The 21,009-nt window shown below is 44.1% G+C and carries 21 protein-coding genes; 7 read left to right on the forward strand and 14 right to left on the reverse strand.

The window, feature by feature from the left end; translation table 11 throughout:
• Nucleotides 1-205 precede the first annotated feature (205 nt).
• Nucleotides 206-970: a type III pantothenate kinase gene (locus K245_RS0108495; protein ID WP_027358942.1), complete on the reverse strand. Its 765-nt coding sequence runs from the start codon at nucleotides 968-970 to the stop codon at nucleotides 206-208.
• A gap of 141 nt (nucleotides 971-1,111) precedes the next feature.
• Entirely contained in the window at nucleotides 1,112-3,637 is a 2,526-nt protein-coding gene (gene acnB / locus K245_RS23675; RefSeq protein ID WP_035276809.1) for a bifunctional aconitate hydratase 2/2-methylisocitrate dehydratase, read from the reverse strand.
• A gap of 229 nt (nucleotides 3,638-3,866) precedes the next feature.
• On the opposite strand from acnB, the gene sat reads away from it, so the two are divergent.
• Nucleotides 3,867-5,144 (forward strand): sulfate adenylyltransferase, encoded by a 1,278-nt coding sequence (gene sat, locus K245_RS0108505; RefSeq protein WP_027358943.1) that lies wholly within the window; start codon nucleotides 3,867-3,869, stop codon nucleotides 5,142-5,144.
• Nucleotides 5,145-5,297: 153 nt separating this feature from the next.
• On the opposite strand, the gene K245_RS0108510 is transcribed toward sat, so the two are convergent.
• The gene (locus K245_RS0108510) at nucleotides 5,298-5,774 is read right to left on the reverse strand and encodes a tRNA (cytidine(34)-2'-O)-methyltransferase (protein WP_232223811.1); all 477 of its coding nucleotides are present in this window, start codon (nucleotides 5,772-5,774) and stop codon (nucleotides 5,298-5,300) included.
• 158 nt (nucleotides 5,775-5,932) lie between these two features.
• Between K245_RS0108510 and dnaN the strand changes: the two genes are divergently transcribed.
• The 6 genes from dnaN to K245_RS0108545 all read left to right on the forward strand — a co-directional run bounded on the left by dnaN (nucleotide 5,933) and on the right by K245_RS0108545 (nucleotide 12,451).
• Nucleotides 5,933-7,051 carry a DNA polymerase III subunit beta gene (gene dnaN, locus K245_RS0108515; protein WP_027358945.1) on the forward strand — a complete coding sequence of 373 codons (1,119 nt, stop codon included), beginning with the start codon at nucleotides 5,933-5,935 and terminating at the stop codon, nucleotides 7,049-7,051.
• A gap of 71 nt (nucleotides 7,052-7,122) precedes the next feature.
• Nucleotides 7,123-9,543 (forward strand): DNA topoisomerase (ATP-hydrolyzing) subunit B, encoded by a 2,421-nt coding sequence (gene gyrB / locus K245_RS0108520; RefSeq protein WP_027358946.1) that lies wholly within the window; start codon nucleotides 7,123-7,125, stop codon nucleotides 9,541-9,543.
• 549 nt (nucleotides 9,544-10,092) lie between these two features.
• Nucleotides 10,093-10,701: a DUF2971 domain-containing protein gene (locus K245_RS0108530; RefSeq protein ID WP_198013855.1), complete on the forward strand. Its 609-nt coding sequence runs from the start codon at nucleotides 10,093-10,095 to the stop codon at nucleotides 10,699-10,701.
• A 232-nt stretch (nucleotides 10,702-10,933) separates the two neighbouring features.
• Nucleotides 10,934-11,260, forward strand: coding sequence for a zinc ribbon domain-containing protein (locus tag K245_RS0108535; protein WP_027358948.1), 327 nt, complete (start codon nucleotides 10,934-10,936; stop codon nucleotides 11,258-11,260).
• 33 nt (nucleotides 11,261-11,293) lie between these two features.
• Nucleotides 11,294-11,866: a PAS domain-containing protein gene (locus K245_RS0108540; RefSeq protein WP_027358949.1), complete on the forward strand. Its 573-nt coding sequence runs from the start codon at nucleotides 11,294-11,296 to the stop codon at nucleotides 11,864-11,866.
• Between the two features lie 276 nt (nucleotides 11,867-12,142).
• Entirely contained in the window at nucleotides 12,143-12,451 is a 309-nt protein-coding gene (locus K245_RS0108545; RefSeq protein WP_027358950.1) for an STAS domain-containing protein, read from the forward strand.
• Between the two features lie 106 nt (nucleotides 12,452-12,557).
• Here the strand turns inward: K245_RS0108545 and gpmI are convergent, their stop codons facing one another.
• The 11 genes from gpmI to K245_RS0108600 form a co-directional block, all read right to left on the reverse strand.
• The gene (gene gpmI, locus K245_RS0108550) at nucleotides 12,558-14,084 is read right to left on the reverse strand and encodes a 2,3-bisphosphoglycerate-independent phosphoglycerate mutase (protein ID WP_027358951.1); all 1,527 of its coding nucleotides are present in this window, start codon (nucleotides 14,082-14,084) and stop codon (nucleotides 12,558-12,560) included.
• A complete protein-coding gene (gene rsfS, locus K245_RS23680) occupies nucleotides 14,074-14,529 on the reverse strand; it encodes a ribosome silencing factor (RefSeq protein WP_084156177.1) in 456 nt (151 codons plus the stop codon). The genes gpmI and rsfS overlap by 11 nt, the downstream gene beginning before the upstream one ends.
• Nucleotides 14,529-15,215, reverse strand: a complete 687-nt coding sequence (gene nadD / locus K245_RS0108560) for a nicotinate-nucleotide adenylyltransferase (protein WP_035276811.1) — start codon at nucleotides 15,213-15,215, stop codon at nucleotides 14,529-14,531. The genes rsfS and nadD overlap by 1 nt, the downstream gene beginning before the upstream one ends.
• A gap of 5 nt (nucleotides 15,216-15,220) precedes the next feature.
• Entirely contained in the window at nucleotides 15,221-16,477 is a 1,257-nt protein-coding gene (locus K245_RS0108565) for a glutamate-5-semialdehyde dehydrogenase (RefSeq protein ID WP_027358953.1), read from the reverse strand.
• 125 nt (nucleotides 16,478-16,602) lie between these two features.
• Nucleotides 16,603-16,803: a DUF1737 domain-containing protein gene (locus tag K245_RS0108570; RefSeq protein WP_027358954.1), complete on the reverse strand. Its 201-nt coding sequence runs from the start codon at nucleotides 16,801-16,803 to the stop codon at nucleotides 16,603-16,605.
• Nucleotides 16,804-16,807: 4 nt separating this feature from the next.
• Nucleotides 16,808-17,959 carry a glutamate 5-kinase gene (gene proB / locus K245_RS0108575; RefSeq protein WP_232223812.1) on the reverse strand — a complete coding sequence of 384 codons (1,152 nt, stop codon included), beginning with the start codon at nucleotides 17,957-17,959 and terminating at the stop codon, nucleotides 16,808-16,810.
• Nucleotides 17,928-18,980 carry a GTPase ObgE gene (obgE, locus tag K245_RS0108580; protein ID WP_027358956.1) on the reverse strand — a complete coding sequence of 351 codons (1,053 nt, stop codon included), beginning with the start codon at nucleotides 18,978-18,980 and terminating at the stop codon, nucleotides 17,928-17,930. The genes proB and obgE overlap by 32 nt, the downstream gene beginning before the upstream one ends.
• Nucleotides 18,977-19,231 carry a 50S ribosomal protein L27 gene (rpmA, locus tag K245_RS0108585; RefSeq protein ID WP_027358957.1) on the reverse strand — a complete coding sequence of 85 codons (255 nt, stop codon included), beginning with the start codon at nucleotides 19,229-19,231 and terminating at the stop codon, nucleotides 18,977-18,979. Before rpmA ends, obgE begins: the two co-directional genes overlap by 4 nt.
• 35 nt (nucleotides 19,232-19,266) lie before the next feature.
• A complete protein-coding gene (gene rplU / locus K245_RS0108590) occupies nucleotides 19,267-19,578 on the reverse strand; it encodes a 50S ribosomal protein L21 (RefSeq protein WP_027358958.1) in 312 nt (103 codons plus the stop codon).
• A 102-nt stretch (nucleotides 19,579-19,680) separates the two neighbouring features.
• A complete protein-coding gene (locus K245_RS0108595) occupies nucleotides 19,681-20,139 on the reverse strand; it encodes an RDD family protein (protein ID WP_027358959.1) in 459 nt (152 codons plus the stop codon).
• 74 nt (nucleotides 20,140-20,213) lie between these two features.
• Nucleotides 20,214-20,828 (reverse strand): hypothetical protein, encoded by a 615-nt coding sequence (locus K245_RS0108600; protein WP_156906747.1) that lies wholly within the window; start codon nucleotides 20,826-20,828, stop codon nucleotides 20,214-20,216.
• Between the last annotated feature and the right edge of the window lie 181 nt (nucleotides 20,829-21,009).

Raw genomic sequence — 21,009 nt, forward strand, 5'->3', positions numbered from 1 at the left:
TATATGTTTTTAAAGCAAAAGAATCCATAACCGAAAAGTTTTTGCCAAGCTTTTTTCAAAAAGCGGCCTTTGACCTTTCATTTAACAGAAGCGTTCAAATTATGACGATGTGAAGTATATTTTCAGGCACTTCTGTATACAGCTTGCTCCGGAATGAAGGGAATCTGACTTTTTGCGACCTTGTCACCATTCATTTCAAGAATAATCAGCTCATCTCGCCGATTATTCTGAGCCCTTCAAGGGTCAGATTTCCGTCAACGACCTCTATGGAGTCAGATACCTTTGTCATCAAATCAGCAAGACCGCCTGTGGCAACAACCTTAAATTTTATTCCAAGCTCCTTTGATATTTTTGAGACCATTCCGTCCACAAGAGAAGCATATCCGAGGATGATGCCTGACTTCATGCTGCCAGGAGTATCCTTTCCTATGACGCTTGCAGGAGGCTCGAAAAGCTCTACCCTTGGAAGTTTGGATGTTCTCTGGAAAAGAGCCTCGGCAGAGATCATTATTCCCGGAGTTATCGCCCCTCCAAGATATTCGCCTTTTGCAGTAACGATATCAAAGGTTGTGGCTGTTCCAAAATCAATGACAATCAGATCTGTCTTGTACCTTCTGTATGCAGCCACGGCATTAACGATTCTGTCCGCACCGACTTCGTCAGGATTATTGTAAAGAATTGTAAGCCCGCCCGAATTTTTTGCATTAACCCAGGTCGGAGCATGGCCCAAATGCTTTCTGCAGAATGCGTCGAGAATGCCCATGACAGGAGGAACCACAGAAGAAATAACTGTCTTTGTAATTACCCTGAGATCAATACCGCTATCCTTTAAAAGACTTTTGACCAGTATGCAGAATTCGTCTTCGGTGATGTTTCTTTCTGTCCTTATGCGCCAGCTTTTTACAAGTTCCTCGCGCTGATATAGTCCAAGAACAGTATTTGTATTTCCCGCGTCAATCACAAGCAGCATAATTATGCCCTGTATGGTTAAATTGTCGTTAAAAAAATCCAATTTGTAGGTCGGATTAGAGCGTCATTTGCTCGTAATCCGACATTGATCCGAATGCCTCTGGCTGGTCGCTTTTTTGAAAAAGTCCCCCGCGCCTTTTTATCACATATATTTTTCCATCTGATCAAACTGAAGATAACTGTAAATTTTATCTGAGTCCTTTTCAAGACATGTGGTCATTTCAAGATATTCGGCTTTTGTGGGAATCTTTCCAAGAACCGCAGTCACGGCTGAAAGCTCTGCTGATCCGAGATATACGTTCGAACCATCACCAATTCTGTCAGGGAAATTTCTGGTTGAGGTTGCAATGGCTGTCGTGGCCTTTGCGATTCTTGCCTGATTCCCCATGCAGAGAGAGCATCCAGGAATCTCCATACGCGCGCCTACCTTTGCATAAACACTGTAAAGGCCTTCATCCATAAGCTGACGTTGATCCATGAAAGTAGGAGGAGCCATCCAGAGTCTCACTGGAAGCTCTGACTTTCCTTCAAAAATCTTTGCCGAAGCCCTGAAATGACCGATGTTCGTCATGCATGAGCCGATGAAGACCTCGTCTATCTTTGCCCCTGCAACAGCTGAAAGGGTTTTCACATCGTCAGGGTCATTAGGACAGGCAAGTATTGGTTCTTTAATCTGATCAAGATCAATTTCGATGGTTTCAGCGTACTCAGCATCTGCATCTGGCTCAAGGAGAACCGGAGCATCAAGCCAGGCCTTCATCTCGGAAATACGTTTTTTCAGAGTTTCCTTATGACCGTAACCGTTATTTGTCATCCATTCGAGTATGACAATATTGGATTTAATGAATTCGATCACAGACTCTTTATTAAGGCGCACTGTGCATGCTGCGGCAGATCTTTCGGCTGAAGCGTCTGAAAGCTCAAATGCCTGCTCAACTTTAAGATCTGGCAAACCTTCTATTTCAAGAATCCTTCCTGAAAAGACATTCTTCTTGCCTGCTTTTTCAACCGTAAGAAGACCTTTTTCTATGGCTTTTAATGGAATTGCATTCACAAGATCACGAAGCGTGATTCCAGGCTGCATCTTTCCCTTGAATCTAACAAGCACTGATTCAGGAACATCAAGCGGCATGACTCCCATTGCAGCTGCAAAAGCAACAAGACCAGAGCCCGCAGGGAAACTGATGCCTATAGGAAATCTTGTGTGGGAGTCTCCTCCTGTCCCGACCGTATCAGGAAGGATCATTCTGTTGAGCCATGAATGTATGATTCCGTCTCCTGGCCTCAAAGCCACACCCTTTCTGCTTGTAATGAATTCAGGAAGGGTTTCGTGCATGGTGATATCAACTTTTTTTGGATATGCGGCAGTATGACAGAACGACTGCATGACAAGACCTGCCGAAAACTCAAGACAGGCCAGTTCCTTAAGCTCGTCCCTTGTCATCGGGCCTGTGGTGTCCTGGGAACCAACTGTTGTCATGACAGGCTCGCAGTATTCTCCGGGACGAACGCCATTTTTGCCGCAGGCCTTGCCGATCATTTTCTGGGCAAGTGTAAACCCGCAATTTTTGACTTCAGACGCAGAAAGGGACCTGAAAAGATCTGTCTCAGGAAGACCGAGAGCCTCCCTCGCCTTCTTTGTAAGTGTTCTGCCGATGATTAAAGGAATGCGACCGCCAGCCTTTGCTTCATCAAGAAGAACATCTGTTTTAAGACTGAAATTTGCGACAACCTCATCTGTTCCTGTTTTTGTGATCTTTCCCAGATAAGGATAAATATCCACAACAGCGCCTGTCTCAAGCTTTGTAACATCGCATTCGATCGGAAGCGCACCAGCATCTTCCATGGTGTTGAAAAAAATCGGAGCAATTTTCCCGCCAATACAGATTCCGCCCTGTCTTTTATTTGGAACAAACGGGATATCATCGCCTGTGTGCCAGAGAACAGAATTTGTGGCTGACTTTCGGGATGATCCTGTGCCTAATACATCGGCGCAGAAAGCGACCGGATACCCTTTTTTCTTCAACTCGGCTATGGTTTTGATGCCTTCAGGGTCTTTTGTCTTTAGCATGGAAAGTGCATGAAGGGGAATGTCAGGCCTGCTCCAGGCTTCTCCGGCAGGAGAGAGATCATCGGTATTGACTTCTCCGGTTACCTTGAAAACAGTAACCGTAATTTTTGCCGCAAGATCAGACCTGTCTGTAAACCAGAGGGCATTTGCCCATGCTTCAATAACTTTTCTTGCTCTCGGATTGGTTTTGGATTTTTCAAGAATTTCAGAAAACACGTCAAGAACCAGAAGTGATTTTGAAAGCGCATCAGCCGCAAGATCCCCCAGGGCCGAATCATCAAGAAGATTTACAAGCGGCCTGATATTATACCCGCCAGCCATCGTACCGAGCAGAAAAACGGCTCTTTCCCTTGATGCAAGAGGAGAAGCAAGTTCACCCCGGGCCACCTTATCCAAAAATTCGGCCTTTACCTTTGCAGCTTCGTCAACCCCAGGCGGAATTCTGTTTTCAAGAAGACTGACAAGAAGATCCTTATCTTCGGAAGAAGGCTGTAACAAAAGTTTTACAAGTCCTTCTGCCTGTTTCATGTCAAGTGGCTTAGGAGGAATGTTCTGATCTGCCCGTTCTTTTATTTGCTGGCGGTATATGTCAAGCATGGTCTCTCCATATTTATTTTAATAGATAAAAAATTAAGGAAGTTCCTGGCTTGGATAAACGAAACACTTTTTAAAATCAACCATTTTCAAAACACATTGGGGCAAAAAGCCTTGACATTCAATGACATTCCTAATATTAAACGCCTTTAAAATAACGGACACATATATGCCGTTGAGCATATTGAATTTGAAATAAAATTTCTTCAGAAAAAAAAGGAGATACAGAAAAATGTCTAAATTATTACCTCCTCATGGTGGAAAAGGCCTTACCGTATGTCTTCTTGAAGGCGCAGCTCGTGAAGCAGAAATCAAGAAAGCAGCTGGTCTCAAGAAAGTAGAAATCTCAAGCCGCGAAGAAGGCGACCTTATCATGATGGGTATCGGTGGTTTCAGCCCACTTACCGGCTTCATGACCAAGGCTGACTGGAAAGGCGTTTGCGAAAACTTCACCATGGCTGATGGCACATTCTGGCCAATCCCTGTTACACTTTCTGCTGACAAGGCAACTGCTGACAGCATCAAAGAAGGCGAAGAAGTAGCTCTCGTTGCTAAGAACGGTACCGTAATGGCTACCATGAAAGTAACTGAAAAATTCGCAATGACCGAAGCTGACAAAATCTTTGAATGTGAAAAAACATTCATGGGTGAAGGTACAGCTACTTCAGCAGATTTCTGGAAGATCGCAAAAGACGATCACCCAGGCGTTCAGATGGTTATGGGCCAGAAAGAATACAACCTTGCAGGTCCAGTAAAAGTTCTTTCCGAAGGCGAATATCCAGAGAAGTACAAGGGCGTTTACATGACCCCTGCACAGTCCCGCGCGATCTTCGAAGAACGCGGATGGAACGAAGTTGCAGCTCTTCAGCTTAGAAACCCAATGCACAGATCCCATGAATACCTTGCAAAGATTGCAGTTGAAGTTTGCGACGGCGTATTCATTCACTCTCTCGTTGGTAACCTCAAGCCTGGCGATATCCCTGCGGAAGTACGCGTAAGATGTATTGATGCTCTTATCGAAAACAATTTCGTAAAAGCAAATGTTGTACAGGGCGGATATCCTCTTGACATGCGTTATGCTGGTCCTCGTGAAGCTCTTCTTCACGCTACCTTCCGTCAGAACTATGGTGTATCAAGAATGATCATCGGTCGTGACCACGCTGGTGTAGGCGATTTCTACGGAATGTTCGAAGCACAGACCATCTTCAACAAGATTCCTAAGAACGCAGATGCTGGCAAGACTCTTCTTTGTACTCCGCTCAAGATTGACTGGACATTCTATTGCACCAAGTGCGATGGCATGGCTTCACTCAGAACTTGCTGCCATGACAAGACCAGCCGCGTTATCCTTTCAGGAACAATGCTTCGTAAGGGTCTTTCAGAAGGAACTCCAATTCCTGATCATTTTGGTCGTGAAGAAGTTCTTGACATCCTTCGTGAGTACTATGCAGGTCTTGAAAACAAAGTTGCAATCAAGACTCACTCTGCAGCTACCGGCGCTGGACAATAATTAGTAAGAATTAGACAGGAAGGCTGATTAGGCCTGACTATCTGAACTTCTTATATAAGGGAAGCGGGTTATTCCGCTTCCCTTTCTTTTTTAGGGGATCAAATTGTCTGCACTTAGAATTCAAAAATCATCAATCAAAATTCAATAAATAGTTCACCTTCCATGTTCCACGGGCAATCCCCGCAGACTCTCATACAGAACAATACCCGCTGCGGTTGACAGATTCAGTGACCTTATCTCGTTTGATATGGGAATACGGAATAATGAATTTGGAAATCTCTGAATAATTTCATCCGGAAGACCCTTTGTCTCTGAGCCGAAAACGAGAATCAACCTGTCATGCCTCGGCATATCCCAGAACAGGTTGCTTCCGCCTTTGCTGAAAAGCACAATTTCTTCATCAGCCGGATTCAAAGTTGAAAAAAGCTGGTCAAAAGAATCCCACACATGGAGCTTCACCTTTGGCCAGTAATCAAGCCCTGCTCTTTTAACCTGGGCAGCATCGAGGGAGAATCCGAGAGGTTTTACAAGATGAAGAAAGGCTCCGGCACCAAGACAGGTTCTGCCAATATTCCCGGTGTTCCAGTGAACATCAGGCGAAACAAGCACAACATGGCGTTCGATTTTCAAGTCTGACTCCTGTTTCAATTTTCAATCATAAAACGCGTCTAAAAACCCCATCAAAAGGCCTCAAAAAGGCAAATATATATTGCATTTTCCGCCTCAATTGATAGTCTTTTTTTGGTATTTTCCAATATTTAACCTATATCCAGGCGAGCTGAAATAAGATGAAATTCACAGTTCATAAAAGAGATCTGGTCTCAACTCTGACAAAAATCCAGGGGATCACATCATCCAGAAGGAGTAATCTTGCAATTACAGCATGCATTCTGGTCAAGGCTGAATCTGACAGCATCACAATCAAAGCCACAGACCTGGAAACAGGATTCGAAGGAATCTTCCCGGCGTTGGTGGAAATTGACGGGGAAGTAGCCATTAACTCCAAAAAGCTTCTTGAAATCATCAGGGAGTTCCCTGAAGAAAATATCTGCCTATATGAGAGCGAAAACAGGTGGATAAAAATTTTTGGAGGCAAGACTGAATTCAATATAATGGGAATGAACCCCGGAGATTTCCCCCAGCTGCCTGAAACATCAGAGGCTTTTTTTTTTGAAATTGGCGCACAAGGCCTTAAAAAAGCCATGGACAAAGTCACAAAAATACCTCCCGGAGGACAGGATGACCGCAGGCCATATGTCCACGGAGTCTTTTTCGAGCACGTTGAAACAGAGGCAGGCACAATAGTCCGCCTCGTCTCCACAGATGCCAAAAGACTTTTTTTGAGCGATTATTTTGCTGAAAGAACTCTGCCTACATGGGAAAGCTGCATAATCCCGAAAAAAGGCATGGCAGAAGCAAGCAGATTCATGGAAGATGACGCGATTATCCAGATTGCGGTTCACGGCAACAATCTCATAGTCAAAAAGCCAACCGAATGCATGACAATAAGCCTTCTCGACGGTGATTTCCCTGAATACGGAGATCTGACATGCCCGGCAACAGAATCTGTAATTGAAGTTGAAATACATCCTTTGCTAATGACGCTGAAAAGGATGTCAATACTTACGACAGAGATGTTCAAAACCGTATTATTCGATCTGAGGAACAACACGCTGACCATCAGCGCATCAAACCCTGAAATGGGCGAATCAATGGAATCCTTGCTCCTTGATTTTGAAAGAGAGCCCATAGAAGTGGCTTTCAATCCGAGATTTTTCATGGACGCGCTGGAGTGCATAGACGATGACAAGGCGCTCATGTACATAGCTGACAAAGAAAATCCATGCATACTCGAAGGAATTACATCAAAAGATTTCAAGGCGGTAATAATGCCGGTCAAGTACTGATAAACAGCCAATTACGCTAAAGGCCTGTTACTTGACAAACAAAGCATCTCAAAAGGGTATATTTTTCATACATGACAAACCAGGATATTCAAAACTACAGCGCAGAAAACATCAAGGTTCTTGAAGGACTCGAAGCAGTCCGCAAAAGACCTTCCATGTATATAGGAAACGTTGATACCGAGGGTCTCCATCACTTGGTCTATGAAGTAGTTGACAACAGCATCGACGAGGCAATGGCCGGATTCTGCGACAGAATACACATAATAATCCATACGGACAATTCGGTGTCAGTCGTGGATAATGGCAGAGGCATCCCGGTTGACATGCATGAGAAGGAACAAAAACCAGCTGCTGAAGTCGTTCTGACGACACTTCACGCAGGCGGGAAATTCGAAGGCGAATCCTACAAGGTATCAGGAGGGCTTCATGGTGTTGGTATCTCAGTTGTAAACGCCCTTTCATCCCACTTAGAACTGCTTATTTACAAAAATGGCAACATATACAGGCAGACCTTCGAAAAAGGCATTAAAGCGACAGAGCTGACGATAATCGGGACAACAGATCTGAATGGAACAAAGGTTCATTTCAAGCCAGACACAACAATAATGAACCACGACAATTTTTCATTCGAGGTTTTATCCCGCAGAATGAGGGAATTGGCCTTCCTAAACAGGGGTGTAAGAATAATAATAGAAGATGAGCGAAGCGATGAAAAGCATGACTTCTATTATGAGGGCGGACTTGTTGAATTCGTCAACTATCTGAATCAGCATCATAATGCAATACACGACGCCATCCTCATATCCGGCAACAGAAATGATATCCAGGTGGAGGTTGCGATTCAGTACAACGAAACCTACCAGGAAAACATCTACTCATTTGCCAATAATATCAATACAATAGAAGGCGGAAGCCATCTCAGCGGATTCAAGGGCGCTCTGACAAGATCTCTTAATGCATATTCCACCAGCGACAACATGCCCAAAAACATGCAGGTAAAAATAAGCGGGGATGATGTCCGCGAAGGTCTTACCACCGTAATAAGCATAAGAATAAAAGATCCACAGTTCGAAGGCCAGACAAAGACCAAGCTCGGCAACAGCGAAGTAAAGGGTATAGTAGAATCTCTGGTCAACGAAAAACTGACTGAATACCTCGAGGAAAACCCTTCCACAGCCAAAAAAATCATCACCAAGGCAGTTGAAGCCGCACGTGTAAGAGACGCCGCAAAAAGAGCCAGAGATCTCGCCCGCAGCAAGAGCTCTCTGTTTGACGGAACCCTCCCGGGCAAGCTCGCTGATTGTCAGTCATCAAAGCCCGAAGAAAAAGAGCTTTTCCTCGTCGAAGGTGACTCTGCCGGAGGCTCGGCCAAACAGGGCAGAGACAGAAAATTTCAGGCCATACTTCCGCTTAAGGGTAAAATTCTGAACGTCGAAAAAGCAAGGTTCGACAAAATACTAAAGAGCGAGGAAATCAAGAACATCATCACAGTGCTTGGCACAGGCCCTGCTGGTGAAGAGTATGAAATTGACAAGGTCAAATATCACAAAATAGTAATCATGACAGATGCGGACGTTGATGGCTCGCATATCAGAACCCTTCTTCTTACATTTTTCTACAGGCAGATGCCCCAGATAATAGAAAAAGGTTATCTGTATATTGCCCAGCCGCCTCTCTACAGAATCAGCAAGGGCAAGACAGGCGTATACCTCAAGGATGACAGATCATACAGAGAGCACCTCATCAGAAAGGCAAGCGATACCCTGAAGGTGGAAACATCAGAAGGTATAGAGCTATTTGGAACCGAGCTTTACACATATCTCATGGATCTTGCCGACTATCTGAACAGCCTGGCAGTTATGGAAAGACGCGGATACAATTCTGAGGTCGCGGAAATCCTGCTCGCAAACACAGTAACCACCAAGGAGCGCCTTGCAAACAGAGAAGTCATGGAAAAGGCCAGAGGGCAGATAATCAGCGCGGGCTATGAAGCAAAAGAACTGTTCTGGAATGAGGACAGGCAGATATTTGAAATAGAGGTAATGCCAGGACAATCAGTCACGAGCGACGCCACCAAGACAACATATCAGTCATTCAAGGTCGGAAGAAGTTTCATATATTCCCCTGAATACCAAGCCTGCATTCCGCTCAAGCTCAAGATATCTTCATTCGGGACTGCCTTCACAGTCATAGCCGGAGAAAAGGTGACGGACAGAACCACCATAACCGGCAGAAAGGAATTGTTCCAGTTCATCATGGAAGAAAGCAAAAGAGGCCTCACTGTCCAGAGATACAAAGGTCTAGGAGAAATGAACCCTGACCAGCTATGGGAAACCACCATGAATCCTGAACAGAGAACCATGCTCCAGGTCAAGGTGGAGGACGCTGTCGAAAGCGACAGAATCTTTTCACTCCTCATGGGCGATGAGGTCGAACCAAGAAGAAATTTCATAGTCCAGCACGCACTCGAAGTAACATCCCTGGATTACTGATAATACCCATCAAAATACTCGCCGGACAAACATCTTGCCTCCGGCGGGTCGCTTTTTTGAAAAAAAGCTCCGCAAAAAACTTCAGGGATTTTTGATTATTAGTGTAGGGTGTGTAGCGCCCTTCTAAGCACCATTTTCGACGGGCATGTATAGGCAGTCAGGCAGTCAGGCAGTCAGGCAGTCAGGCAGTCAGGCAGTCTTAATTGCCTTTAATTTATTACGGAATAGAACAATTTTTCAAATGATGGAATCATCATCCGAAAAAAATGCTCATTTTTTAAATATTGCTCTACCAAAACCCTAAAAGCAATCATTGAAAACAAAACCATTCGATGGAGTTCGCCCGCCACCCTCAATGATCCCTTCGACATACAAACTGATTTCAGATTTGGGTTTGAATTTGAGGATTTCAAGAAAGCTCTTATTGAAGAAGAAGCTAATCTCATTTTTGGTAAAGAAGAGCCAACAGGAGATAAAAGCCATCCTCTTTTTAATATATTAATGATGGCCAGAAAAAACAGGCATGAATTCCCATCAAAAGATTCTTTTATGGAAGATAGCAAGAAAGCTTCCGGTGAACTGCTAGAACTTTTTAGAGCCAATATGCTTGACAATCAAGCTCTATGGATAAAAAGAAGATCTAATTTAAAAATTTATTGTGTATCCAAATCTAAAACCGGCACTCCTGACAACCTTTTGCTGTGGGCACATTATGCGTACAAGCATATGGGCGCTGTTATTCAGCATAGATGCCTTAAAGAACAAGAAATGACTGATTTTGGAGTTTTCCAGGTTGATTATAAAAAAGAAATGCCAATTATTGCTGACCTTAACGAGTATGTGAAACACTTTACAGGTCAAAAGAAATTGGATTTTGATAATCTTGCTATAAAATTTGCCAGGACTAAAAGCGATCATTGGGAATACGAAAATGAATGGCGCTATATTAAATATGATATAACTAATAGCAATGCAGAATTTGAAAATGTCAGTATCGATCCGAATAAAATTGAGGCCATATATTTTGGCTGCAAAATGGACGAAAAAGAACTAATTGAAATTAAAAATTTAATTTCAGGAGATTTTTCTCATGTTAAGCTGTTTCAAGCGCATCAGCACACTAAATTTTATAAGCTCGAATTTCTACCAATTAATTAATACGGGCAAATAAAAATTATCCGGCCAACAGACCGTTGGCAGATACAAACGTTTAAAACCTTAGAAATTCATAAAGTTTTTGCGGAGCTTTTTCCAAAAAGCGACCCGCCGGAGGCACACGCAGTTGGTGCGCAAGCCTTAGGGCTTGAGCACCCTACGAATCGGCAAATTAGACAGACAAGGCAACAACCGTCTTTCATGCATTTTCAAATATTCGACAAGAGACTATAAAATGAAAAAATGTCCGTTCTGTGCAGAAGATATTCAGGATGAAGCCATAAAATGCAGGCATTGCGGGGAATTTCTGGACGCGCCTTTGTCAGGGAGGGTTCCTGAAGGAACGATGAAATGGTATTTCAAAAAACCGTTCATAATATTTGCTGTCTGTTCTGTGGGGCCTCTTGCACTGCCGCTGATATGGTGGAGGCCTGAAACATCAAAGGCCTGGAAGGCGGGATTAAGCATAATAATTCTTGTTTTAAGCTGGATCCTGTTCCAGAGCACCATGGAATCAATACGTATAATGCAGGATTATTACAATCTGATCCAGGGTCTTTAAACTGCCCATCTAATTTTAAGAGGAGGCAAATAAATGGAACTCTCCCGAGAGGAATACAAGCTCCTTGTGGAAAAAGCACCCATAATGATCTGGCGATCTGATCTCAGCATGGGGTGCGATTATTTCAATGAGATCTGGCTTAATTTCACTGGCAGATCCATGGAACAGGAAGTCGGAAACGGCTGGGCAGAAGGCGTTCACCCAGATGATTTTGACAGATGCCTCAAGATTTACACTGATAATTTTGCAAAAAGAGAATCATTTGAAATGTTTTACAGGCTCCGCAGATCAGACGGAGCGTACAGATGGATATTCGACAGGGGAGTTCCATTTTCTGATTTGGACGGTGCTTTCAAAGGCTTTATAGGAAGCTGCATAGATGTGACAGAAAGGATAGAAGCTCAAAATGCCCTGGACAAAGCCTGCCAGGCTGAAATTAAAACACTGCGCGGATTTCTACCCATATGTTCTTATTGTAAAAAAATACGAAATGACAAAAATTACTGGGAGCAGCTCGAAATATATATAGGCGAGCATTCGGATGCTTCTTTTACGCACGGGATATGTCCTGACTGCGCCACAAAAATCATGGGAGAGTTTGAATAATCTTAAACTCAGGCTCTGTTGAACTGGCGAGGAATATAATAAAACTAATATTTTTCGACTTTTGGCCGCTATTTTTTTGTGCGTTAGCACAAAATTATTTTGAGCTTTAGACTGGCGTATGGTAAATTCAGCTTAAAGCTGAAATTGTATATTAATCAAATCACTAAATTTTATTTGTTTTTTTTCAAACCAAACCTTTATTTACTGGGTGATACCTCAAGCTCAACCCCTTTCAATTACCCTGAAAATGCAGCAAACTCATAATGGAGTGACCCAATGAGCGAAATCATAAAGCATGATGATGAAATAATAGTGCGTCCCGGAAGAGATATCGTAGCGTCAATTGCAGCCGGGCTTAAAGAAGAGCTCCTCTCAATTGTACAGGATGCTCCGGCTATGGTCACAATTGACCTTGAGGGAGTCGAAATGGTTGATTCCATTGGAATAGGAGTCATAATAGCCACCCATAATTCTCTCCAGAAAAGTGCCAAAGCTCTCAGAATAATAAATACTTCAAAGGAAATCTTTGATCTATTCAGCGCCATGAGACTCGACAAGCACTTCCCTGTTGCGTGCAAAGAATAGCCTGATTGATCCAAACTGACGAATAAATTAAAAAGGCTGCCTTTTGGGCAGCCTTATGTTTTTTACGACATTTCCTTCAAATCACAGATATTTCAAATCAAAAACGCTAAAAAACGAGCGATGAGCCTGACATCTGACTGGATTTTTCAAGCCCCATGAGATAAAGCACTGTGGGTGCAATATCACAAAGACGCCCTGCCTTCAGCGCCGCGTTTTTTCTTTTATCATCTACAAGAACAAAAGGTACGGGATTAAGGGTGTGGGCAGTATGCGGCGAGCCTGATTCATCAGCCATTTTTTCGGCGTTTCCGTGATCAGCGATTATTACCATCGCACCTCCAAGGGCTCTCACGCAGTCTGCTATGTCACCCACGCAGGAATCGACAACTTCGACAGCTTCCACGGCAGCGCTTATTATTCCTGTATGCCCGACCATGTCCATGTTTGCGAAATTCACCGCACAGAAATCATAAACGCCTTCTTTAAGTTTTTTCAGAAGTTCTTCGGATACCAGCTTTGCACTCATGCCTGGCTTTAAATCATAGGTTTTGACATCTCTTGGAGAAGGGATAAGAACCCTGTCCTCACCTTCAAAAGGTTTTTCCTCTCCTCCATTGAAAAAATATGTGACATGGGCATATTTTTCGGTTTCTGCGATTCTAAGCTGACTAAGGCCCTTTGATGAAATCACTTCTCCAAGAAGACCTGTCATGGACTCAGGAGGAAAAGCAACCGGAAGACCGAATTTTTCATCATATCTTGTCATGCATACGTATGCTGAAAGGTTCGGCCTGACAGCCCTTTCAAAACCGTCAAAAGCCTCGACAGTCATTGCTCTTGTCATCTGGCGCGCCCTGTCGGCCCTGAAATTAAAAAAGATGACGGCGTCTCCGTCCTTGAATACAGAGTCTGAATTAAGACACACAGGCTTGACGAATTCATCGGTTTCTCCTGCTGCGTATGCTTCTTTGACTGCGGAAACTGCATCAGATGAAGTTCTGCCCCCGGCCTGGGTGTAGAGCCTGTACGCAGTCTCTGTCCTGTCCCATCTCGTATCCCTGTCCATGGAATAGAACCTGCCGCAGACTGTCCCAATCTCGACACAGGGCTTATCTGAAATGAAATCTGACAGATCCTTCATATAACCAGCACCACTGTCAGGAGGAGTATCCCTTCCATCAGTTATCGCATGAATATATGTCTTCCCGACATTTTTCATCACAGCCATTTCTATCAATGCATAAAGATGACGCATCACACTGTGCACGCCTGCGTCTGAAACAAGGCCGATGAGATGGAGCGAACGACCAGTCCTGATCACATTATCCATTGCTGATACAAATGCAGGATTAACAAAGAAAGATCTGTCCCGGATGGAAATATCGACTCTAAGTAGATCCTGATAAACTATTCTGCCAGCGCCTATGTTAAGATGACCGACCTCGGAATTACCCATGACGCCTGCCGGAAGCCCCACATCCTCTCCGCTGCAGGCGAGCTTGGTTGTCGGATATTCGGACATGAGTCTGTCCAGATTTGGAGTCTTTGCAAGTGTTACCGCATTGGAATCAGATTTTGGAGCGAGTCCCCAGCCATCAAGAATCATCAGAACAAAAGGCTTTTTACCACTCATCTTTTTCATCTCCTCCGAAATTGACTGCGCTTTCTTCTGATTTTGCAGCGGCTTCTGTCATGGTTTGGGTTTCCACCCTTGGAGCGTCAAGCCAGAGGCCCTCAAGATCGTAAAAATCACGGACTGGCTCGTAGAAAACATGTATCATGATAAATCCGTAATCGAGAAGCACCCACTGGGAGTCATCGCCCTTACCTTCCACGCTCAGGGTCTTAATCCCGTTTCTGGCCAGCTCGGATATTATATGATCAGCTATTGCATCTGTCTGCCTTGATGACTTCGCGCTGCATATTATATAATAATCAGCCACAGGGGATATTCCCCTCAAATCAAGAACCTTAAGCCGCCCGGCCTTGCGTCCGAGGGCTGCCCCTACATAAATATCAAGATCAGGATCAACCGGCTGCGGCTCACTCTTTTTTGCTTTTGTAGTTTTTACGCCCATTATCTGTAAAGACCTCTGGAAACAATATATTCTTCGACTTTTTGAGGAACAAGAAACGCGAGGCTTTTTTCTTTTTTTGCCAGCTCCCGGATTGTTGTTCCAGAAATTTCCAAACCCGTAACCTTAACAAAAAATATGCCGCATAAATCAGGGTGAAAAAAAGATATTTCCTCACCTGATGACGGAACATAATCTTCGGACAAATACTGTCTTATGTATTTTTCGACATCATGGGCTTCATGGTCATAATCAGGCCTTGTCATGATAATCAATGATGCAGTACCGAGAATTCTCTCAGGATCTTTCCATGTATGAAACTGCATGAATGCATCCATGCCCATAATGAAAAAAAGCTCTCCTTCCCCTCCATTGTTAATGGAAAGGAGGGAGAGCGTGTCTGCTGTATATGAGCGGCCGTTTCTTTCAAGTTCAATGCCTGAAACTTCAAAGGCACTTACACTGTTGCATGCGAGGCGAACCATTGCCATTCTGTCTGAAGCGCTGGCGATGTCTGGCCTTGATTTGTGGGGAGGAATATTTGCCGGAACAAAGATAACTCTGTCCAGACTCATGGCATCCTTAACTTCAAGCGCAACCCTAAGATGTCCATGATGGACAGGATCAAAGGTTCCGCCAAAGACGCCTATTCTTTCCCATTTCTGAGTCTGAGCCTGAGTGTTAATCATGAATCTCAGATCCGAACCTGACCGTCTCCGAACACGACAAATTTTGTTGTTGTAAGCTCTTCAAGTCCCATAGGGCCGTAAGCATGAAGCTTGGAAGTGCTTATTCCCATTTCGGCTCCGAGTCCAAGCTGCCCGCCGTCATTAAATCTGGTTGAGGCATTTACAAGAACCACTGATGCGTCAACTTCTCGAACGAATCTTCTTGCCCTTGAATAATCAGCTGTGATTATGGCTTCGGAGTGATTGGAACCATAAATGGCTATATGATCCATTGCCTCGTCCATGTCTCCGACAACTTTTACTGCGACTATAAGATCAAGATATTCAGCAGGCCAGTCTGTCTCGTCAGCCGGCTCAGCAAATGGCACTATTTTCATGGTTTCAGGGCAACCCCGCATAACCACGCCTGCGGCCTTGAATTTTTCAGCCATTAAAGGCAAAAATGCTGCGGCTTCTTTTCTGTTCACAAGAAGGGTTTCCATTGCGTTACAAACTCCGGGTCTGTGAACCTTGGCATTGAAAGCAACATCTACCGCCATTTGATGATCCGCAGTCTCATCCACATAAACATGACAGACACCTTTATAATGCTTGAGAACAGGGATCCTCGAATTTTCTGCCACAAATCTGATGAGACTCTCACCGCCCCTTGGAATAATCAGATCAATCAGTTCTTCCTGCTTAAGGAGGTGATTAACGGCCTCCCTGTCCCTTACTGGTACAACCTGAACAGCTTCACCTGGAAGTCCCACAGATAGAAGAGCCTTTGAAACAGAGGAAGCTAATGCCTGATTGGAATTAATGGATTCAGATCCGCCCCTGAGGATAACCGCATTGCCTGACTTCAAACAAAGACATGCTGCGTCAACTGTCACATTTGGCCTTGACTCATAAATGATCCCAATAACGCCAAGTGGAACACGAACCCTTGAAACCTGGAGGCCATTGGGACGTGTGTATGCCTTGGTAACCGAGCCTACCGGATCTTCAAGCGCAGCAACTTCCTTTAATCCCTGAATCATCGACTGAATGACCTTGTCTGTTACTGCAAGTCTGTCGAGCATTGCTGGAGAAAGTCCTTTTTCCCGGCCATATTCAAGATCCTTCTGATTGGCAGCCTGTATATCTGCTTTGTCAGCTTCAATGGCGTCCGCAATTTTCAGAAGAGCGGCATTTTTTATATTGGTATCTGCCTTGGCCATGATTCTGGCTGCAGATCTTGACTTTTTTGCCATGTCAACAATCAGGGATTCCAGTGGCATTTTTCCTCCGAGCTTTTGTGTAGCTTTTATAAAAAAACAGGCAGATTTCGAGAATTCTGCCTTGATAAATATACTATAAAATAAAAATCTTTGGGTTCAGTAGTATGATTATCAAAATATTAAAATCAGTATGCCTTTAAATTCAGATCAGGGGAAAACTCTTCTCCCTCAACTTCCTTGACCACGGCCTGCCCGGCAATTACACATACACCATTAAAAGTCAGCGTGGGCCCTCCATGCAGCTGCCATCCGTTATTCAGGGCTTCTGTTACTCTCATGCAAAATGTTACGTCGTCAGGACCAGTCAAAAACTTGTATAGCTTCATTAAATCAATAATCCGTACCTGAAATGCTCATATTATCCCTGTGTATGACCTCGTCATAAGGCTTTTCGCCAAGAACATCCTCAATTGCCGTGGACTTTAGGCCCATTATGCAACGAATATTAGAGGAGCTGTAATTTACAAGCCCGGTTCCGAGGACATTCCCGGATCTGTCAATTATTTCCACAGGAGCGCCAACACCAAAATCGTTTATTACTTCAACAATACCGCTTGGAAGAAGACTCTTGCCATTGACCATCACGGCCTTCACAGCTCCGTCATCAAGAACTATTGTCCCTTTTGGCTTAACAGTGAATGCGATCCAGCTTTTCTTAGCACTTGGTTTAAGCTCGGAAGGTCTAAAATAAGTACCGCAATTCACGCCATTAAAAATATCCCTTAGTATACCCGACTGGGAACCTTTGGCTATGAGCATAGGTATACCTGACCCTGTTGCCTTTCTTGCTGCCTTGATCTTTGTGAGCATCCCGCCTGTACCAATAGATGATCCTGCTCCTGAAGCCATATCTTCAAGTTCAGATGTCATTTTGTTTACTTCTGAAAGAAGGACTGCGTCATGATTTGTTCTTGGATCTTTATCATAAAGACCATCTATGTCAGTGAGGTTTATAAGAAGATCAGCGTCGACCATCATAGCGACAAGGGCTGAAAGGTTGTCATTGTCCCCTAGTTTAATCTCATCAATGGAAACAGTATCATTTTCATTGATGACAGGGACTATCTTCCAGTCAAGGAGGGTATGAATTGTATTTCTGGCATTGAGGTAGCGCTTTCTGCTGTTCATGTCCTCGGCTGTCAGAAGAATCTGGGCAACTTTTTTGCCGTGGAGATCAAAGGCGTGCTCATATTCCATCATCAGAACAGCCTGACCTGCGGCAGCTGCGGCCTGGCGTTCAGGAATACTCGAAGGCTTCTTGGTGAGCCCTATTTTTCTCATGCCAGCGGAAACAGCGCCGGATGTGACCAGTACCACCTGAATTTCCTGGTCACAAAGCCAGCATAATTGAGCGCTTATGGATCGTACTACTTCAATATTAAGTCCTGACGGGCCTGTCAGAATATTGCTGCCCACCTTGACAACAACCCGTCTGGCTTTTCTGATGGCTTCAGTCCTGCTCATCGTCGATGTAATCATCATTCTCCGGGTCATGCTTTGGCTTTTCCAGCGCGGTGTCAAAAACGATTTTACCAAGATGATTCTTCAGTTCTCTGACACCAAGTCCGGTTGCTGCGGAAATACAGAAAACAGGCTTGCCAAGGGCTTCTTCAAATAATTCAGCCGCAATTTCAGCGCCTGAAATATCCATTTTGTTCAGAACCACAATCTGTTCTTTTTCAGCGAGTTCCTCGCTGTACAGACCAAGCTCCCTGTTGATGGCCTCATATCTTTCAAGCGGGGAATACGGATCAATTTCATAAGCATCTATGAGATGAACAAGAATCCTTGTCCGCTCAACATGCCTTAAAAACTTGATCCCAAGACCTACACCTGTGTGAGCGCCTTCGACAAGCCCGGGGATATCAGCGACTGCGTATGGTTCGCCCCAGTCCCAGGAGACTATTCCAATATTTGGAGTAAGAGTTGTGAATGGATAATCGGCAATTTTGGGTCGTGCAGATGAAATGGCACTTATCAGAGTTGATTTCCCTGCATTCGGAAACCCCACAATTCCTACATCTGCGATGGACTTTAGCTCCAGTTTTAAAACCAGCGTTTCGCCGGGTTCTCCTGGTTGGGCAAATCTTGGGGTCTGATGCGTGGAACTAGTAAAGAATTTGTTTCCTTTACCACCGCGTCCGCCCTTTGCCACAATAAAGACTTCATCATGCTCTGTGAAATCATGGATCAGCTCGCCGGTTTCAGAATTATAGATCATCGTGCCTACAGGAACTTCAAGAGTTATATTATCCCCGTTTGCACCGTTACACTGTGATCCTCGTCCGCCTTCACCATTTCTGGCGCTGTAGGTCTGCTGAAACCTAAAATGATACAGGGTGCGGCGCTGATTAGTTGCTTTGAATACAACATCACCGCCAACACCCCCGTCTCCGCCATCCGGTCCACCTTTGGGAACATATTTCTCCCTGCGGAAGCTAACACATCCCCGCCCCCCATTACCGGACTCTACGGTAATCAGTGCTTCATCTACGAATTTCACGCAGCATAAACACTAACTTTTTTCCGGTCACGTCCATGGCGCTCATATTTTACAACGCCGTCAACAAGAGCGAAAAGGGTAAAATCCTTGCCAACTCCAACATTGTTTCCTGCGTGTATTGATGAGCCAACCTGGCGAACCAGAATATTACCTGCAATCACAGACTCCCCGCCGTATTTTTTTACTCCGCGGCGCTGTCCGTTACTGTCGCGACCATTGCGGGTACTCCCGCCTGCTTTTTTATGAGCCATTTTTTAAAACCTCCGTGGAGCTTAATCTCTAAATATTAAGCTTCAATGCTGTCAATCTTTACAACCGAATACGGCTGACGATGTCCTTGTGATTTTCTGCTGTGCTTGCGTCTGCGGAATCTGAAAATAAGAATTTTCTTTTCTCTTGCCTGCTTAAGAATGGTACCGCGAACAGTCACATTAGCGAGCACAGGAGTTCCGAGTGACAGATTGTCTCCGTCTGCAAAAAGCAGAACTTCGCTGAAATTTACTGGCGCACCTTCTTCTCCGTCGAGTTTTTCGACTTCAATAACTCCGCCAGGCTGAACTTTGTATTGTTTTCCACCTGTTTTAATAACCGCGTACATAAACTCTCCTATATATTATGACTGCCGGACAGATCACTCCGACTTTACAAGAAAAACTTGAGAAGTTTATTATTTCAATTTTTTTTGTCAAGTAATTTCTGTTTAGTCTTCAACGACCATGGTTCCGGCCATTTTATCGCCAAGTCTTATTCCCTGTGGATCGGTGAACATATTGTATATTTCGTATGCAGCAAGCACAACACCGGCGATCCCAAGCAAAAAAGCAACTATCCATCCAAGAAGAGGTATTATCATGAATGCCATACCGAGTGGTCCCATGGCAAATACCCAGTTTCTTTTTATCGAATCGATGTATTCGATTTTTGTGCCGGGTGCTCCCTGCTTGACAACGGAAAGCTTCATTACTTTCCTGCCAACGCTCTTATAACCCAGAGCTTCAACAGGAAGAGCATCCCTGATCAAAAGATACCCTGCTCCCACGAGACCGCCAATAAAAGGGATAACTCCTACAACACAAGCAAGAAGCATATCAATAACAACAGCAATTATTCTTTTTACCGGATCAGCCTTTGTAAAAACGACCTGTGCATCTGCAGACATAATATCTCCTTTATTTCAAGATGTTACTGTTTTTTTGAAGACAGCTTTTAAATAGCCCGTTGGTTTGCCGAATACTACATTCTCCCGGTATCATGATTGGGGAATCCGAGATGCCTCGAAATTGCCTTTGAATACTCGGCTTTAAGCGCATTGGCCCTTGTTTTGTATTTCATGATCATCATAGAAAGCCCTATAAAAAAGACGATCAATGAAACACAGGCACAGAAATAGACAAATGCTTCTATGGACAAAGATCCGTACACGCCCATATCAGAAAAGCCCAGAATAAGCATGAAAATTACAAATCCTGTGGCTGCCAGACACCACAGCAAAATTTTTCTTTTTCCAGGAAAACCATAGGGCCATATAATTCTCTTAATTCTGGCGGCCCTGTCTTCCTCGATCCGGTCGCATCTTTTTTTAAGTTCGGTTCCGAATCCAAGAACAAAAGTTACGAGAACCGGAATAAGAAAAGCCGCAAGAAAATACGCCTTCCAATGGAAAGGTATATTTTCATTTGAAATCATTTCCGGGCTGGCTTCTTCGACCTGAAAGATCCAGAAAAGCAGAAAGGTCAGAATCTCTGCTATACCTATAATCACAAGATATTGCATGAAAAGACTTCTGATCTTCTCTTTTTTTATATCTTCCGGATCTGTGAGCCAGATTTTTCTGAACTTTTCTCGCATATTTTCACTGACATAATTATGAAATTTGATTGTCCCGCAAAAAGTCAAAAAAGCGTCGGTGTCATATCAGACTTGATCCGATATCCTGTGTTTTCAACTACTTTTGGATCCGGCCTGCGCCGTAATGACGGGAACCGGACTTTTTACGGCCTTGTCAAATTTGGTTTTCACTAAAATTGAT

The sequence above is a fragment of the Desulforegula conservatrix Mb1Pa genome (assembly GCF_000426225.1).
GTDB lineage: Bacteria > Desulfobacterota > Desulfobacteria > Desulfobacterales > Desulforegulaceae > Desulforegula > Desulforegula conservatrix.

What these genes read in the sequence shown, in the direction of transcription:
- K245_RS0108530 (WP_198013855.1), top strand. Translation starts at nt 10,093, where the DNA reads ATGGAAGATAGCAAGAAAGCTTCCGGTGAACTGCTAGAACTTTTTAGA.
- gyrB (WP_027358946.1), top strand. Translation starts at nt 7,123, where the DNA reads ATGACAAACCAGGATATTCAAAACTACAGCGCAGAAAACATCAAGGTT.
- rpmA (WP_027358957.1), bottom strand. Translation starts at nt 19,231, where the DNA reads ATGGCTCATAAAAAAGCAGGCGGGAGTACCCGCAATGGTCGCGACAGT.
- gpmI (WP_027358951.1), bottom strand. Translation starts at nt 14,084, where the DNA reads ATGAGTGGTAAAAAGCCTTTTGTTCTGATGATTCTTGATGGCTGGGGA.
- nadD (WP_035276811.1), bottom strand. Translation starts at nt 15,215, where the DNA reads ATGATTAACACTCAGGCTCAGACTCAGAAATGGGAAAGAATAGGCGTC.
- K245_RS0108600 (WP_156906747.1), bottom strand. Translation starts at nt 20,828, where the DNA reads ATGCGAGAAAAGTTCAGAAAAATCTGGCTCACAGATCCGGAAGATATA.
- proB (WP_232223812.1), bottom strand. Translation starts at nt 17,959, where the DNA reads ATGATGATTACATCGACGATGAGCAGGACTGAAGCCATCAGAAAAGCC.
- rsfS (WP_084156177.1), bottom strand. Translation starts at nt 14,529, where the DNA reads ATGGGCGTAAAAACTACAAAAGCAAAAAAGAGTGAGCCGCAGCCGGTT.
- K245_RS0108565 (WP_027358953.1), bottom strand. Translation starts at nt 16,477, where the DNA reads ATGCCACTGGAATCCCTGATTGTTGACATGGCAAAAAAGTCAAGATCT.
- K245_RS0108495 (WP_027358942.1), bottom strand. Translation starts at nt 970, where the DNA reads ATGCTGCTTGTGATTGACGCGGGAAATACAAATACTGTTCTTGGACTA.
- rplU (WP_027358958.1), bottom strand. Translation starts at nt 19,578, where the DNA reads ATGTACGCGGTTATTAAAACAGGTGGAAAACAATACAAAGTTCAGCCT.
- K245_RS0108545 (WP_027358950.1), top strand. Translation starts at nt 12,143, where the DNA reads ATGAGCGAAATCATAAAGCATGATGATGAAATAATAGTGCGTCCCGGA.
- K245_RS0108535 (WP_027358948.1), top strand. Translation starts at nt 10,934, where the DNA reads ATGAAAAAATGTCCGTTCTGTGCAGAAGATATTCAGGATGAAGCCATA.
- K245_RS0108540 (WP_027358949.1), top strand. Translation starts at nt 11,294, where the DNA reads ATGGAACTCTCCCGAGAGGAATACAAGCTCCTTGTGGAAAAAGCACCC.
- acnB (WP_035276809.1), bottom strand. Translation starts at nt 3,637, where the DNA reads ATGCTTGACATATACCGCCAGCAAATAAAAGAACGGGCAGATCAGAAC.
- K245_RS0108595 (WP_027358959.1), bottom strand. Translation starts at nt 20,139, where the DNA reads ATGTCTGCAGATGCACAGGTCGTTTTTACAAAGGCTGATCCGGTAAAA.
- K245_RS0108570 (WP_027358954.1), bottom strand. Translation starts at nt 16,803, where the DNA reads ATGAAGCTATACAAGTTTTTGACTGGTCCTGACGACGTAACATTTTGC.
- sat (WP_027358943.1), top strand. Translation starts at nt 3,867, where the DNA reads ATGTCTAAATTATTACCTCCTCATGGTGGAAAAGGCCTTACCGTATGT.
- dnaN (WP_027358945.1), top strand. Translation starts at nt 5,933, where the DNA reads ATGAAATTCACAGTTCATAAAAGAGATCTGGTCTCAACTCTGACAAAA.